The following is a 15128-nucleotide window of genomic DNA, read 5'->3' as shown; positions in this document are numbered from 1 at the left end:
TGACTCTCCCCCGCCCGTATAACTTCGCGTCATCCATCCATGTCCCTCATCAACTACATCACCCAGATCCAGTTCGACTGCGGCGCGATCCGGCTGCTTGCCGGCGAATGCGAGCGCATCGGCATTCGTCGTCCGCTCATCGTGACGGACGCGGGCATTCGTGCCGCCGGCATTCTCGATACCGTGCTCGCCGCACTCCCGGACGCGACGCCCGCAGCGGTGTTCGACGGCACGCCGCCGAATCCGAACGAATCCGCCGTGCGCGATGCAGTCGCCGCCTACCGCGCTGGTCAATGCGACGGCGTGATCGCGGTCGGCGGCGGCTCGTCGATCGACCTGGCGAAGGGCGTCGCCGTGTGCGCGACGCACGAAGGTCCGCTGCAAAGCTTCGCGCTGATCGAAGGCGGCGCGGCGCGCATCACGTCGGCGACCGCGCCCGTCATCGCGATTCCGACGACGGCGGGAACCGGCAGCGAAGTCGGCCGCGGCGCGATCCTGATTCTCGACGACGGCCGCAAGGTCGGCGTGATCTCGCCCCATGTCGTGCCGAAGGTGGCGATCTGCGATCCGGACCTGACGGCTGGCCTGCCGCCAATGCTCACGGCCGCCACCGGCATGGATGCGATCGCGCATTGCCTGGAAACCTTCATGGCGCCGGCGTTCAATCCGCCCGCCGACGGCATCGCGCTCGACGGCCTCTGGCGCGCGTGGCGTCACATCGAGCGGGCGACGCGCGACGGCAGCGACCGCGTGGCGCGACTGAACATGATGAGCGCGTCGATGCAGGGCGCGCTGGCGTTCCAGAAGGGACTCGGTTGCGTGCACAGCCTGAGCCATTCGCTCGGCGGCATCGATCCGCGCCTGCATCACGGCACGCTCAACGCAATCTTTCTGCCCGCCGTGATCGCGTTCAACAGCGCGGCTTCGTCGATGCAGGAAGAAGGCAAGCTCGAACGCATCGCGCAGGCCATGGGTCTCACAAGCGGCGAGGAAGTCGGCCCGGCGATCCGCGCGATGACCGCGAAGCTCGGACTGCCGGCCGGGCTCGCCGAACTGGGCGTGACACGCGAGATGTTCCCGCGCATCGTCGCGGGCGCGCTGAAGGACCACAGCCACAAGACCAATCCGCGCGACGCCTCGCCCGACGACTATCTGACGATGCTCGACGCCTCGCTGTAATCCGCATGGCGATCCTGAGCATTTCTGCTTAATCGGATAAGATCGACGCTGGTCCCGCATCATCGGGCCGCCGCGTCCCGGTTGCATTCGATGAGCGGCGACCCTTCAACCGTAAGGAACACGACATGGCTACTTCAGGCTACACAGACACCCGGCTCCTCATCAACAACGAATGGTGCGACGCTCTGAGCGGCAAGACGCTCGACGTCGTCAATCCGGCGACCGGCAAGCCCATCGGCAAGGTCGCGCACGCCGGCATCCCCGATCTGGACCGCGCGCTCGAAGCCGCGCAGAAGGGCTTCGAGGCATGGCGCAAGGTGCCGGCCAACGAGCGCGCCACGACGATGCGCAAGGCCGCTTCCCTCGTGCGCGAGCGTGCCGCCGACATCGCGCGCCTGATGACGCAGGAGCAGGGCAAGCCGTTCCCGGAAGCGCGCGTCGAAGTGCTCGCGGCCGCGGACATCATCGAATGGTTCGCGGACGAAGGGCGCCGCGTCTATGGCCGGATCGTGCCGTCGCGCAACCTGTCCGCGCAGCAGCTCGTCATCAAGGAACCGATCGGACCGGTCGCCGCGTTCACGCCGTGGAATTTTCCAGTCAACCAGGTCGTGCGCAAGCTGAGCGCGGCGCTCGCGAGCGGTTGCTCGTTCCTCGTGAAGGCGCCCGAAGAAACGCCGGCGTCGCCCGCTGGTCTCTTGCAGGCGTTCGTCGATGCGGGCGTGCCGGCCGGCACGGTCGGCCTCGTGTTCGGCGACCCCGCCGAGATCTCCGGCTACCTGATTCCGCATCCGGTCATCCGCAAGGTGACGTTCACCGGCTCGACGCCCGTCGGCAAGCAGCTTGCCGCGCTCGCGGGTTCGCACATGAAGCGCGCGACGATGGAACTGGGCGGCCACGCGCCGGTGATCGTCGCGGAGGATGCGGATGTCGCGCTGGCCGTCAAGGCTTCCGGCGGCGCGAAGTTCCGCAACGCGGGGCAGGTCTGTATTTCGCCGACGCGCTTTCTCGTGCATAACAGCATCCGCGAGGAATTCGTGCAGGCGCTCGTGAAGCACGCGGAAAGCCTGAAGCTCGGCGACGGTCTTGCGGAAGGCACGACGCTCGGGCCGCTCGCGAACGCGCGCCGTCTCACGGCGATGGACAAGGTGCTCGAAAACGCGCGCGCGACGGGCGCGACGGTCGCGACGGGCGGCGAGCGCGTGGGTTCGGAAGGCAACTTCTTCGCGCCGACGGTGCTGACCAACGTGTCGCTGGACGCCGACGTGTTCAACAACGAGCCGTTCGGTCCGGTGGCGGCCGTGCGCGGCTTCGACACGCTGGAAGAGGCAATCGGCGAAGCCAATCGTCTGCCGTATGGCTTGGCGGGCTATGCGTTCACGAAGTCGTTCAAGAACGTGCATTTGCTGTCGCAGCAGCTGGAAGTCGGGATGCTGTGGATCAACCAGCCCGCCACGCCTTCGCCGGAAATGCCGTTCGGCGGCGTGAAGGATTCCGGATACGGGTCCGAGGGCGGACCGGAAGCGATGGAAGCGTATCTCGTCACCAAGGCGGTTTCGGTGATGGCGGTTTAAGGCGCGTTTCGCTTGCGCCTTGAATCAATGCGGGGACCCGGCCTCACGGCGGGTCCCCGTTGCATTTGGCTTCATCCGCAGCACGAACACCCGCCGCGATGGCGCATTCCGTAGCTGCCCGCCGAGTCGTCCTGCATGCGTGACGAGTCGCCTGCGAGCGTCGGCGCGCCGATCACGACGCGCGTCGCAGCTGCTTTGCATCGTGGACAGAGGGCGGGATCGTCGCGTTCGGCAATGCGGCGAACCTCTTCGAAAGCGCCGCAGTCGGCGCACGCGTAATCGTAGACTGGCATGGCGTTGGAGCTTAAAGGACAACCGGATACTCCATGATACGCGCCGCGCCGGCCAACGCGCCGTCAGCGCGCAATGACGGGCTAATGTAAAATCCTTTCCTTCGCCGTCGATTCATCGCGTCGCCGTGTGGTTCCCCTCGCGACGCCAGCCCATCGCATTCCCCGCTTCGCCCCAACAGTTCCCGGACATCTCATGGAAGTTCTCACCGCCGAAACCAGCCGGTTTTCGGACATGCGCAGCAATGTGCTCGCGGGCCTCACGTCCGCGTTCGCGCTCGTTCCCGAGTGCATCGCGTTCGCGCTCGTCGCGCAACTGAACCCGCTGATGGGCCTCTACGGCGCGTTCTTCATCTGCACGATCGCGGCGCTCTTCGGCGGCCGTCCGGGCATGATTTCGGGCGCGGCCGGTTCGATGGCGGTGGTCATCGTCGCGCTGGTCGTGCAGCACGGCGTGCAATATCTGCTCGCGACCGTCCTCCTCGGCGGCGCGCTGATGATCCTGTTCGGGCTACTGCGGCTCGGCAAGCTGATCCGCATGGTGCCGCATCCCGTGATGCTCGGCTTCGTGAACGGCCTCGCGATCATCATCGCGATGGCGCAACTCGAACACTTCAAGGAGACGACGTCCGCCGGTGCCGCCTGGCTTCACGGCGACGCGCTCTGGCTGATGTGCGGCCTCGTCGCGCTGACGATGTGCATCGTCTACCTGCTGCCGCGCCTGACGAAGGCGGTGCCGCCCGCGCTCGTCGCGATCGTGGGCGTGGGCGTGTTCGCGCAACTGCTGCACCTGCCGGCGCGAACGCTCGGCGATATGGCGCACATCGCGGGCGGCCTGCCGACCTTCGCGATCCCGAGCGTGCCGTTCAACGTCGAGACGCTCTCCATCGTGTTTCCCTACGCGGTGCTGATGTCGGTCGTCGGGCTGCTCGAAACGTTGCTCACGCTCAACCTCACCGACGAACTGACCGAAACGCGCGGCCAGCCGAACCGCGAATGCATCGCGCTCGGCGCGGCCAATGTGGTGTCGGGTCTGTTCGGTGCGATGGGCGGCTGCGCGATGATCGGCCAGACGATGATCAACCTGAGTTCCGGCGGACGCTCGCGCCTGTCGGGCGTGACGAGCGGCGTGATGATCCTGCTCTTCATCCTGTTCTTCTCGCCGCTGATCGAGCGCATTCCGCTCGCGGCGCTCGTCGGCGTGATGTTCGTCGTGGCGCAGCAGACGTTCGCGTGGGGTTCATTGCGCGCGTTGAACAAGGTGCCGCGCAACGACGCGCTCGTGATCGTCGCGGTCACGACGATCACCGTGTTCACCGACCTGGCGATCGCGGTCCTGTGCGGCGTCGTGATCGCGGCGCTGAATTTCGCGTGGCAGCACGCGGGCGAAATCCGCAGCGACAGGAAAGACGAGGCAGGCGCGCGAACCTACGTTCCGCATGGCACGCTCTTTTTCGCTTCGAGCGCGCAGTTCCAGAGCTTGTTCGATCCTTTGAACGATCCGCAGCACGTGACGATCGATTGCAGTCATCTGCGTTTCGCCGATCATTCCGCCATCGCGGCGGTCGAGGCCATCAACGAGCGTTATGAAAAGGCCGGCAAACACTTGACGCTCACGAACCTGTCCGCGCGCTGCCAGCGGATGTTGCAACGCGCCCGCGTGGGACTTGCGCTCGATTGCTGAGCGAAAGTTTCTGCAATAGCCGAACACCTCGAAAGAACTTCGCGAAGACGAACGTTGCTTGCCGCTTTGCGCGGTGCAAGGTTGCCCGAACATGACGATGCGCGATCAGTCGATTGCGCCATGTAAGCCAACCCTCGATAAACGCACCGTCAAGCCATGCAAGCACGTCTTCGTATCCATTCCCGTTACTCCGCGCTCAACAGCACGCTCGATGCCGCGCATCCGCCGATGCCCGCCGGCGCGCCCGGACAAGGCATCTGCCGCGCGAGCGCCCATGCGTACGATTGTCGCTGGAGGCGCACTGGGGCGCGGATGGCGTCGTCGCCGATCCGCTGCAGGAACTCGGTGCCGATATCGCCGCGTGCTTTCCCGACGTGAGACACGACGTCAACACCGCGACGCGCCAGCGCTTCGTGATTCGCGCGAACGACGAAAGCGGCGCCCGCGCCGCGCGTGCCGTCGCGCTGACGGCGGCCATCGACGGCCCGAACGCGCTTCGCCTTCGCGTCGTGCGCTGAAGCGCCGGCGATGCATTCGATGAATCGTGCGAAGTGCGCGGCGGCGTGCGTGTCGGTCGTGGGCGCGAACCTGCTCTCGGGTTGCGCGTGGACGCTCATCTCGGCCGCCGATGCCGCCGGCTCGCTCGTGCAGGCGGGTTTCACGGTGGCATCGAACTATTCGTCGCCGTCGTTCGTCACGGGCACGCCCGCGACGCTGCGCTCGGTCTGCATTGAACTGAACCAGACGGTCAACGCGAGCGACTTCGTGCCGACCTTGCAACTCGCGTTGCAGCGGCGCGGCGTGAACTCGATGGTCTACAACCCGGGCACGTCGCCGCCCGGCTGCGAAGCGATGCTCATGTACGCCGCGACCACCGACTGGGACCGCCGCGCGTTCAGCGACGAACCGACCTCGTATCTGGCCGCCATCGACCTCACGCTCGTGAAGCAAGGCCAGATTCTGGTGACGGCGCGCTACGAGATGCACGGACTGAACGTCGACCGCTTCGCGAGCGCGCGTCAGAAGCTCGCCGCGCTCGTCGACAAGATGGTGGTCGCGCGGGCGGACTAGTCGAGGGCGCGCTAAGCGGGCTTCCTGCATTCTTCCCGAGCTTTACTTCGGCCAATGGCGACGGGCACGCGCTGCTATCTTTGGGTCGTAGTTGCTTCAATATCGATCCCTTTTCGGTCCGCCCGGGTCTTCCCGGGATGGACCGTCTTTTTATCCGCGCGGCGCTTCTCGCTTTCAGAGCACGAACCTCGCCCGCAGCATCTCGATGTCCGCCCTTGCGACGCCCAGGCCCTTCACCAGATAGTCCGTCAACGTGCCAAAGCTCTGCTGCATCTGGTCGAACGCGGCTTCGAGCGTCGTGCTTTGCGCGCGAAAGAGCGGCGTGACGTTGGCCGCGACCGTGCCCGTGCGCGCCGCATGCGCATCGATGCGCGACTGGATCGCCGCGGCCGCGACGCTATTGGTCAGCAGATAGTCCTGCACGATCACATCCAGCGGCACGCCCGCGATCGCGAGCAGCAGCGCGGCGGCCCAACCGGTGCGGTCCTTGCCGGTCGCCCCGTGAACGATCTGCGGCCCCGCCGTGTTCGCGAGGCGCGTGAAGACGACGCCGAGCCGCGCGCGCGCCGTCGCATCGAGCACGAGACGACGCTGCGCTTCGGCGATCCACGCGCTGGCGGCGTCTGCGCTGGCGGGCGCGGCGGAGGCGAAGTCGAATGGCGCGATCTCGGCGAGATCGCGCGTGGCGCCGGCCGGCACGCGGTCCGGTGCGAGCGATGCCTCGTCGAGCGTGCGCAGGTCGTGAACCGCCTGGATTTGCAGGCGGTTCAACGCGGCGGCGTCGTTGTCGTCGGGCGCGAGGGTGCCCGAGCGATAGGCCACGCCCCGTCGCAGGCGACGGCCATCGGCGGTCGGATAGCCGCTTGCATCGCCGGCAATGTCGCGGAAGTTTTCGACCGAGGCGAGACGCGGCGTGTCGACTGCCTGCGCGTTGTCATTCGCGCCGCCACAAGCCGCGAGCAGGCTCGTGCCGAAGCCGCCGGCCGCAACGGATGCGAGCGCGGAACCGGTGCCGCCGCGCAGGAACGCGCGGCGCGAAAGCGGGGCGTCGCGCAGGAAAAGTGAGAGCATGTCGAAGTCGATGGTGTGATCGGTCGGGCAATCGCTTCAGGCGATTTCGGCTACGCGTGTTTCATGGCGCGCGGCGGCGGGCATCGCGATGCGCACGAGCAGCCCGCCGCCCGCCGCGTTGCGCACTTCGCAGCGTCCGCCATGCTCGCCCGCGAGTCGGCCGACGATGGCGAGGCCGAGCCCGCAATGGCCGTCGCCGCTGCGCGCGGGATCGAGCCGCACGAACGGCTTGAGTGCTTCCTCGATGCGGTCGGCGGGAATGCCCGGACCGTGATCGCGCACTTCGACGATCCATTCGCCCGCGTGCCGCGCGGTGCGGATCTCGACCGGCGGCTCGCCGTGTTCGAGCGCGTTGTCGACCAGATTCGTCATCAGCCGGTCGATGAACGTCCGCGGCAGGCGAAACGCGTCGCCCGCTTCGAGCGACAGCGCGAAGAGCGGCGCGTCGCTGTCCTCCGGCAAGGAGAATTGCTCGGCGAGAAACGCATCGACGCCGACTTCCGGCCCGTGCGAGGGCGAGCGCGCCGCGAACTCCAGAAACTGCTGGACGATGCGCGTGAGCGAGTCGATGTCGCGCATGAAGTGACCGCGCTCGGTGTCGTCGTCGACGAGCATGCTCGTGCGCAGCTTGAGCCGGGTGAGCGGCGCTTTCAGGTCGTGTGCGATGCCCGCGAGCATCACGGCCTTGTCGTCATCGGCGTCGCTGATCGTGCGCATCATCTGGTTGAAGGCGCCGATCAGGTCGCGCAATTCGCGCGGGCCCTTCTCGCCGACCGGCACCGGCCGCTCGCCCGCGCCGAAGCGGCGGGCCGCCTGCGCGACGCGCGTGAGCGGGCGCTGCAACTGCCACGTCGCGAAGAGCGAGAGGACCACGGCGCCGATTAGCATCGCGATCGACTCCATCATGAAGGGCGGCGCGGGCGGCAGGTCGATCGGCGTGACGATCCAGTTGCTGCTCTTCGGATAGCGCACCCAGAGGCGCGGCTGGCGCTCCTCGTTGCCGTCGACCGCGAGTTGCGTGCCCGGCGGCAGGTCGCCCGCGAGCTGACGCGCGAGCGGCGCGAGCGGCGTCTTCGCGGGATCGCGCAACTCGACCGATGCGGGCATGTTCCACACCGGCACGAGATGGACGCGCATCGCGCGCGCGAGGCGTCCGCCGAGCGTCGCGTCGCTGTTGGCCGCCTCGATCACGAGCAGGAGACCGCGCGCGTAGCCGTCGGCGTCGTGCAGCGGACGCTCGATCGCCAGGAGCGTGAACCAGCCCGCCTGCACCACGACGAGCACGGTCACGGAGATCAGCGCCATGCGCCCGAACAGCGAGTTGAACGGGCGGCACAGGGACGTTCGCAGGGTCATCGGGAGGGCGCGTCCGTGCCGGGGAAGACGGCGCCGTCGGCGTCCGGGACGAACACGTAGCCCTGGCCGCGCACCGTCTGAATGTGGCGCGGATTCGACGGATCGTCCTCGACGATGCGGCGCAGGCGCCAGATGGGCACATCCAGCCCGCGATCGCGGAACGCGAGATCGTCGCTGTGTACCAGATCGTGAATCAGCACGCGCGAGAGCACCTTGTACGGGTGCCTGATGAACACCTTCAGCAACGCGAACTCGCTGTCGCGCAACGGCATGCGCTCGTCGCCCGACATCAGCGAGCGCGTCACGAAGTCGACTTCGAAGCGGCCGAAGCGCTCGCGCGCGCGCGGCTCCGGCTTGCTCGCCACGGGCGCGCGGCGCCGCAGCACCGTTTCGATGCGCGCAAGCAGCTCGCGCGGATCGAAAGGCTTCGCGAGATAGTCGTCCGCGCCGGCTTCGAGGCCGCTCACCTTGTCGGTCACGCTGCCGCAGGCGGTGACGAGGATCACGGGGATGTCGTCGCCGGCGGCGCGCAACTGACGCAGCGTCTGCAATCCGTCCGTGTCCGGCATCATGATGTCGAGCACGACGATGGACGGCCGCTCGACTTCGAGCCGCCGGCGCAGGCCGCGGCCGTCGTGCAGGACCGACACGTCGAAGCCGCGCGTTCTCAGGAAGCGGCACAGCAGGTCGCGCACCATGGGGTCGTCGTCGACGATCAGAACCGATGTAGTCATCCCGAAATTTTATTACCGCATCTCGAAATTGATGACGTCCGGGCGCGCGCGAACGCATTACCGAATCTTACGCAGTCTTGTGGAAAGCGTTTGCGCGCTTCGTCTCGCGACCAAAATAACGCTTGTTTCATGCGGTAAAAACTACGGTCGGCCCGCGTGGCGCGGGTTCGGGCGTGCGCGCGCACCTACATCAGGCGAGACGAGCGCAGTAAGAATCGGAAAGCCGTTCGGTATCGCGGAAAGATCGCGATGCGTCTTAAAATGAATCGCATGACTCAACATGTACTGATCGTCGATGACGACCCCGTGGTGCGCGACCTCGTTCGCGAGTATCTGCAATCGCATGGCTTCGCGGTCTCCGTGCTGCATGATGGCGCGAGCCTCAAGCGCCGTATCGAAGCCGAGCGGCCCTCGATTGTCGTGCTGGACGTGATGATGCCCGAGCGCGACGGCATCAGCGCGTTGCGCGAGTTGCGCGACAGCGGCGAGGACATTCCCGTGATTTTCCTGACTGCGCGCGCCGATGTAGTTGATCGCGTGATCGGCCTGGAACTCGGCGCCGACGACTATCTCGCGAAGCCGTTCGATCCGCGCGAACTGGTGGCGCGGATCCGCTCGGTGGTGCGGCGCCGTCATGCGGCCGTGCCGGGCGCGCCGGAGAATCGTCCGCCGTATCGTTTCGGGCCGTTCGAAGTGGACTTCTGCGCGCGCGAATTGCGCCGCGCAGGCGAGCGCGTGCCGCTGCGTTCCGGCGAGTTCGCGACGCTCAAGATCTTCGTGAAGAACGCGATGATGGTGCTCACGCGTTCGCAACTGAACGAGAAGCTGCGCGGACAGGCGGGGTCGTATCGCGACCGGAGTCTCGACGTGTCGATCTGGCGGCTGCGGCGGCTGCTCGAAACCGATCCTTCGGACCCGCGGTATGTGCAGACCGTGTGGGGGCAGGGGTACATCTTCGTGCCGCACGGTGAGACGGGGGCTGCCGAGCGCGTTCGAGGGCACGCGTAGGCTTCCGACGCGCCAGCCCCTAAAAAGTCAGCACACTCAAAAAGAGCCGCTGCAACCAGCCCATCGTAGCGGAGTCGGCGAGCATCAACGTGCAGGCGATCAGCGCGCCGCCGCATGCGGCGCGAAAGGCGTATCGGGCGAGCATCGGCGGATCAGGCGGTCGTGTCGATGGTCGTGCCGAGATGCGAAGGCCGCGAGAGAGTGGGCGTCGCCGGGGTCGCGGGCGTCGTCGTCGATTTTGTCGATGCCGCGCCGGACGTGACGGTGTTGCGCTGAAGCGGCAGGGTGTGCGCGGGCGATTGCGGGGCGTGATTGCCGATCGGGTTGCTGACGGTCATGGCCTGTTCCGTGAAGAGGGGTCGTCTGGATCGAAGCGCCGGGTGGCTCGTCGATGCATGAATCTTCACGTAGGGACCGTCTCGCCGATGAAGCGAGAAACGCGCGGTTTCCGGGGGTTCTTACTTGCCGTTACCGCGTGTGAGAGAGGGTGAAAGAGATGCGCGCCTCACCCTTCCTTCGACACCATCCAGCCCACCCCGCGCACGTTCCTGATGGCGTCGCTGCCGAGCTTCTTGCGCAGCGAATAGATGATGAATTCGACCGCGTTACTTTCCACTTCCTCGTTCCAGCCGTAGATGCGGTCTTCGAGTTCGGCGCGCGAAAGAATCGCGCCCGGCCGGATCATGAGCGCCTGCAGGAGAGAGAACTCGCGGCCGGAAAGGCGCGTTGCCTGGCCGTTGACGACTGCCTCGCGCGTCGCCGGATCGAGCGAGAGCGTGCCATTCGTCATGACGGGCGCCGCCTGCCCGCCGCGCCGCCGCATCACCGCGCGCATGCGGGCGAGCAGCTCGGTCATTTCGAACGGCTTGAGCACGTAGTCGTCGGCGCCGCCGTCGAGGCCGCGCACGCGGTCTTCCACCGTATCGCGCGCCGTGATGACGACGAGCGGCACCGGATTCATCGACGCGCGCACCGTGTGCAGCACGTCGAGACCGTCGCGCTTCGGCAAGCCGAGGTCGAGCAGCACCACGTCGTACACCTGCGTCTCGATGCTCGCGAGCGCGGTCTGTCCGTCGCACACCCAGTCGACGGCGTAGCTCGCGTCCCTCAGCACGCTCGCCACGGCCTCACCGATCATCAGGTCGTCCTCGACTAGCAATACCCTCATCGCGCCGCTCCGCTTGTTCATGATCGCCACGCCCGAGCATAGCCCACCGTTTGCGAGCGCGTCATCGCGCCACCCAGCCGCGCCGGATGAGCGGCGCGAACAGCGGCCGGTAGACGGCCGTCGCCATGCGCAGGAGCGGCTCTTGGAACCAGCGCCCGGTGGCCGCCGCGAGCCAGGCGGCCGCGCTCGCGACGAGTGCCGCGCCGAGCATGTCGAACGGGAAATGCACGCCGAGATAGATGCGCGACCACGCGATCGGCACGCCGAGGAGCGCGAGCAGGGCGCCGGCGCGGCGTGTGCGCTCATGCAGCATGAGACTCGCTGCAACGGCGCAGAGGAACGTGAGATGGTCGCTCGGCAGCGAAGGGTCGGCGATATGCGGCATCAGATGAGTGCCGAGTCCGATCATGAACGGTCGCGGATGCGGCCACAGCGCCACGACGATCTGCGCGAAGAACAGGGCAGCCAGCGCCGCGGCGCTCGCTTCGATCAGTCCGCGCCGCAATGCATCGTCGCCGCGCAGCCAGCCGATGACGAGCGCGAGCGGCACGAGCCAGATCGCGTAGTCGGCGAATACGAATGCGGCTGTCACCGCATAAGGATTCGGATGCGCCGGGGCGTTGATCAGGAGGAAGAGCGATTGATTGAGTGATTCCATGAGCATCCAGGGGCGGGTGATTGTTTGCGACCGTAACGAGGAAGACTTAGCGGACTCCGAGGAACCTTCAGCGCAGCGTGCGGCGCCGGATCGCGACGGGTTCGCGCAGACCGCGCGCCTCGACCACCCGCCAGGCGGCGGTGGCGATGCACCCCCAGGCGATCTCGCGCATCCGCCGCACGAGCGCGAGCGAGAGCGCAGCTTCCCCGCCGATGCCGAACGCGCGGGCCACCGCGACGACCGTCGCTTCCTGCACGCCGAGCCCGGCCGGCGCGATGAACACCGCCTGGCGTACGGCCTGGGTGATCGCCTCGATCGCAATGGCCGCGCCGATGCTCGCGGGATGCCCGAGCAGCGCGAGCGCCAGATAGATCTCCGCGGACCCGAGCAGATAGCCGGCGAACTGCCATGCAAACGCGGCGGCGAGCAGCCGCGGCTTGCCGAGCAGCACGCGGATATCGGCATCTAGCTGGCGGCCGTCGATGCCGGACGACGATGCGTCGCGTGCCGGCAGCAGACGCGTGGCGATGCGCGCGAGCCCGTGAAAGAGGCCGCCGCGCCGCAGCAGCGCGAACAGCACGAAGGGCAGCGGCAGCGAGACGGCGAGCGCCACGCCGACCGCCCGCCCGACCTGCGCGTTCGTGCTGCCCGCATAGAGCAGCGCGAGCCCGAGCATCGCGAACGCGTACTGCACGGCGATCGTCACGAGCACTTCGACGACCACCGACGCGCTGACACGGCTCACGCGATACGGGTCCTGCATGAAGCGGCTCGCGAGCCGGATGCCCGCGAGTTCGCCGCCGATGCCGAAGACCGGCAACAGTCGGCTCACTGCCTCGCGCACGGCGGCGATGAGCCACAGCACCGTCAGCGCGATACGACGCTGCAGCAGCAGATGCCACGCGCGAGCGTCGAGCAGGAGTGGCAACGCATGCAGCGGCACGAGCCACAGCAAGAGCGGGCCGGCTCGCTCGACGAGGCGCCACGCATCCGCGATGCCGTCGTGAAGCGCGATCGCGGCGACGAGCGCGAAGGCCGCCGGCCAGCGCAACAGCATGAGCCCGCGTCTCATGCCCGCACCCGCGCGGCGGCGCGCGCCTGGTGGCCGAAGATGTCGGCGAAACCGCCCTGCATCGCGCCGCTCGCGGCGAGCGCCCCGGCGACCGCGGGCGAGCGCAGCGCGGCGAGTTCATCGGCGTGCCGGTAGCCGCGCATCGACGACGTGAGTGGGCCCGTGCCCACGCTCGCCGGATGGCAGTAGATCTCCAGCACGCCATCCGGTTGTTGCGCGAGCACCGCGAGCAACGCGCCTTCGTCCATGCGGCCCGTGAGCGCCAGGCCCGCGACACGATCGTTATGGTCGACGCCCGCGCGCGCCATGCGCGCTTTCGCGAGCGCGATCCACGGGCGCAGTCCGATCGAGCCGTGCAGTTCGTTCGGCAGGCGCATCGCACGCAGGCCGAACTCGCGGCCGATATCGAGAATCAGCGCAAGCACGGTTGGATGCAGATGAAAATGCTTGTGCGTGTTGACGTGATCGAGCGCGAGGCCGCTCGCCGCGAAGGCTTCGAACTGCGCGCGGATTTCCGCCGCGAGTTGCGCGCGCACATGCGGCAGGCAGAAGAAGCGCAGACCGTCCAGCGCCATTGAAGAACCGAAGCGGCCTTCGCGGTCGACGAGATCGGGAATCGCGTGATGCGGCAATGTCGCGTAGCCGTCCGCGAGGACGATGTGCAAGCCCACGCGCAGGTGCGGCAACTCGCGCGCGCATGCAATCGCGCCTTGCGTGGCGGGCGCGCCGACCATCAGGCTCGCCGCGGACAAGACGCCGTCGCAATGCGCGAGCACGACCGCCTCGTTCACGCGTGGGTGCAGGCCGAAGTCGTCGGCGGTGACGATCACGCCGCGCACGCTCAGGCCTCGTGCGTGCGCAGGAAGCGGAAGAATTCGACGCCTTCGCGCAGGCGCCGCTTCGTCATCTCCCAGCTGACGAGCATCTCGCGCACGATCTCCCATATCTTCGACGGCCTGAAGTAAAAGCGCTTGTAGAAATTTTCAAGCTGATGATAGATCTCGTCGCGCGACAGATGCGGGTAGCCGATCGCCGCGAGTTGCACGCCTTCCTTGCTGACGAGATTGATCACCTTGTTCTCTTCGAGCCAGCCGTTCTCGACGGCCTGCCGGTAGAGCGTCGTGCCGGGATAAGGTGCGGCGAGCGAGACCTGGATCGTATGCGGATTGACCTCCTTCGCATACTGGATGGTCTTCTCGATCGTCTCCCGCGTCTCGCCGGGCAGCCCGAGGATGAACGTGCCGTGGATCTTGATGCCGAGCTTGCGGCAATCCTCGCTGAAGCGCCGCGCGATGTCGGTGCGCAAGCCCTTTTTGATGTTGAGCAGGATCTGGTCGTCGCCCGATTCGTAACCGACGAGCAGGAGCCGCAAGCCGTTCTCCTTCATCACCTTGAGCGTCGAAAAGGGAACGTTCGCCTTCGCGTTGCACGACCACGTCACGCCGAGTTCGCCGAGTCCGCGCGCGATCTGCTCGACGCGCGGGCGGAAGTCGGTGAAGGTGTCGTCGTCGAACATGATCTCCTTGACCTCGGGCATGTTGTCGCGAATCCATTTCACTTCGGCGAGCACGTTCTCCACCGAGCGCACGCGATAGCGATGGCCGCCGACCGTCTGCGGCCACAGGCAGAACGTGCAGCGCGAGCGGCAGCCGCGCCCCGTGTAGATCGACACATACGGATGCTTCAGATAGCCGATGAAGTAGTTGTCGATCTTGAGGTCGCGCTGGTAGACGGGCGCGACGAACGGCAGCGCGTCCATGTCTTCGAGGATCGGGCGCGCTTCGTTGTGCTCGATCGAACCGTCCGGCAGGCGATAGCTCAGTCCGCGAATCGCAGCGAACGGCCGGCCTTCGGCGATCTCCTTGCAGGTGAAGTCGAACTCCTCGCGGCAGACGAAGTCGAGCGCATCCGTCGCCGTGAGCGAATTGTGCGGATCGACCGCGACCTTCGCGCCGACCATGCCGACCAGCACGCGCGGCCGCATCGCCTTGAGGCGCTCGGCGAAGAGCGCGTCCGAAGGAAACGACGGCGTGCTCGTATGGATCACGACCAGTTCGTACTGCGCCGCGATGGCGAGCGTCTCCTCGACGCCAAGGCCGTCCGCGGGCGCATCCAGCACGCGGCTATCGGGCACGAGCGCGGCCGGCTGAGCGAGCCAGGTTGGATACCAGAAGGAGCGAATCTCGCGCCTGGCCTGATAGCGCGAGCCTGCGCCGCCATCGAAACCGTCGAACGACGGAACCTGCAGGAACAGTGTCTTCATGGC

General features: G+C 67.0%; 15 protein-coding genes and 1 pseudogene. 6 read left to right on the top strand and 10 right to left on the bottom strand.

Translation table 11 applies throughout. From position 1 onward, the window contains the following. Positions 1–39: 39 nt before the first annotated feature. Both AWB66_RS00615 and AWB66_RS00610 read left to right on the top strand, forming a co-directional pair. On the top strand, positions 40–1179 hold the full coding sequence (locus AWB66_RS00615) for an iron-containing alcohol dehydrogenase (RefSeq protein WP_087628320.1): 1140 nt from the start codon (positions 40–42) through the stop codon (positions 1177–1179). A gap of 125 nt (positions 1180–1304) precedes the next feature. Continuing rightward, positions 1305–2750 carry an NAD-dependent succinate-semialdehyde dehydrogenase gene (locus tag AWB66_RS00610; protein ID WP_087628319.1) on the top strand — a complete coding sequence of 482 codons (1446 nt, stop codon included), beginning with the start codon at positions 1305–1307 and terminating at the stop codon, positions 2748–2750. Positions 2751–2821: 71 nt separating this feature from the next. On the opposite strand, the gene AWB66_RS00605 is transcribed toward AWB66_RS00610, so the two are convergent. Beyond that, positions 2822–3043: an FmdB family zinc ribbon protein gene (locus AWB66_RS00605; protein WP_087628318.1), complete on the bottom strand. Its 222-nt coding sequence runs from the start codon at positions 3041–3043 to the stop codon at positions 2822–2824. Positions 3044–3236: 193 nt separating this feature from the next. Between AWB66_RS00605 and AWB66_RS00600 the strand changes: the two genes are divergently transcribed. From AWB66_RS00600 to AWB66_RS00590, 3 genes and pseudogenes are all read left to right on the top strand, one after another. Beyond that, a complete protein-coding gene (locus AWB66_RS00600; protein WP_087628317.1) occupies positions 3237–4724 on the top strand; it encodes a SulP family inorganic anion transporter in 1488 nt (495 codons plus the stop codon). Positions 4725–4982: 258 nt separating this feature from the next. Next, positions 4983–5242, top strand: a pseudogene (locus AWB66_RS00595) (hypothetical protein); the annotation flags it as partial. Between the two features lie 19 nt (positions 5243–5261). Next, complete coding sequence (locus AWB66_RS00590; RefSeq protein ID WP_087628763.1) at positions 5262–5795, top strand: hypothetical protein; 534 nt, start codon at positions 5262–5264, stop codon at positions 5793–5795. Positions 5796–5969: 174 nt separating this feature from the next. Here the strand turns inward: AWB66_RS00590 and AWB66_RS00585 are convergent, their stop codons facing one another. Genes AWB66_RS00585 through AWB66_RS00575 form a run of 3 tightly spaced genes read right to left on the bottom strand, consistent with a single transcriptional unit; the run spans position 5970 to position 8956 of the window. Continuing rightward, entirely contained in the window at positions 5970–6866 is an 897-nt protein-coding gene (locus AWB66_RS00585; protein ID WP_087628315.1) for a tyrosine-protein phosphatase, read from the bottom strand. Between the two features lie 36 nt (positions 6867–6902). Then, positions 6903–8204 (bottom strand): ATP-binding protein, encoded by a 1302-nt coding sequence (locus tag AWB66_RS00580; protein ID WP_200818909.1) that lies wholly within the window; start codon positions 8202–8204, stop codon positions 6903–6905. 14 nt (positions 8205–8218) lie between these two features. Further along, entirely contained in the window at positions 8219–8956 is a 738-nt protein-coding gene (locus AWB66_RS00575) for a response regulator (RefSeq protein WP_087628313.1), read from the bottom strand. 270 nt (positions 8957–9226) lie between these two features. On the opposite strand from AWB66_RS00575, the gene AWB66_RS00570 reads away from it, so the two are divergent. Beyond that, positions 9227–9964 carry a response regulator gene (locus AWB66_RS00570; RefSeq protein WP_087628762.1) on the top strand — a complete coding sequence of 246 codons (738 nt, stop codon included), beginning with the start codon at positions 9227–9229 and terminating at the stop codon, positions 9962–9964. 152 nt (positions 9965–10116) lie between these two features. On the opposite strand, the gene AWB66_RS00565 is transcribed toward AWB66_RS00570, so the two are convergent. The 6 genes from AWB66_RS00565 to hpnJ form a co-directional block, all read right to left on the bottom strand. Further along, complete coding sequence (locus AWB66_RS00565; RefSeq protein WP_087628312.1) at positions 10117–10302, bottom strand: hypothetical protein; 186 nt, start codon at positions 10300–10302, stop codon at positions 10117–10119. A gap of 167 nt (positions 10303–10469) precedes the next feature. Then, entirely contained in the window at positions 10470–11132 is a 663-nt protein-coding gene (locus tag AWB66_RS00560) for a response regulator transcription factor (protein WP_087628761.1), read from the bottom strand. A gap of 61 nt (positions 11133–11193) precedes the next feature. Continuing rightward, positions 11194–11790 (bottom strand): phosphatase PAP2 family protein, encoded by a 597-nt coding sequence (locus tag AWB66_RS00555; protein ID WP_087628311.1) that lies wholly within the window; start codon positions 11788–11790, stop codon positions 11194–11196. 67 nt (positions 11791–11857) lie between these two features. Further along, positions 11858–12862 (bottom strand): lysylphosphatidylglycerol synthase domain-containing protein, encoded by a 1005-nt coding sequence (locus AWB66_RS00550; RefSeq protein ID WP_087628310.1) that lies wholly within the window; start codon positions 12860–12862, stop codon positions 11858–11860. Next, the gene (hpnK, locus tag AWB66_RS00545) at positions 12859–13701 is read right to left on the bottom strand and encodes a hopanoid biosynthesis-associated protein HpnK (RefSeq protein WP_407642240.1); all 843 of its coding nucleotides are present in this window, start codon (positions 13699–13701) and stop codon (positions 12859–12861) included. Before hpnK ends, AWB66_RS00550 begins: the two co-directional genes overlap by 4 nt. 2 nt (positions 13702–13703) lie before the next feature. Beyond that, positions 13704–15125, bottom strand: a complete 1422-nt coding sequence (gene hpnJ / locus AWB66_RS00540) for a hopanoid biosynthesis associated radical SAM protein HpnJ (RefSeq protein ID WP_087628309.1) — start codon at positions 15123–15125, stop codon at positions 13704–13706. Between the last annotated feature and the right edge of the window lie 3 nt (positions 15126–15128).

The organism is Caballeronia telluris (assembly GCF_001544495.1).
In the GTDB taxonomy this organism is placed as follows: domain Bacteria; phylum Pseudomonadota; class Gammaproteobacteria; order Burkholderiales; family Burkholderiaceae; genus Caballeronia; species Caballeronia telluris.
This window is presented reverse-complemented; position numbering and strand designations above follow the sequence as displayed.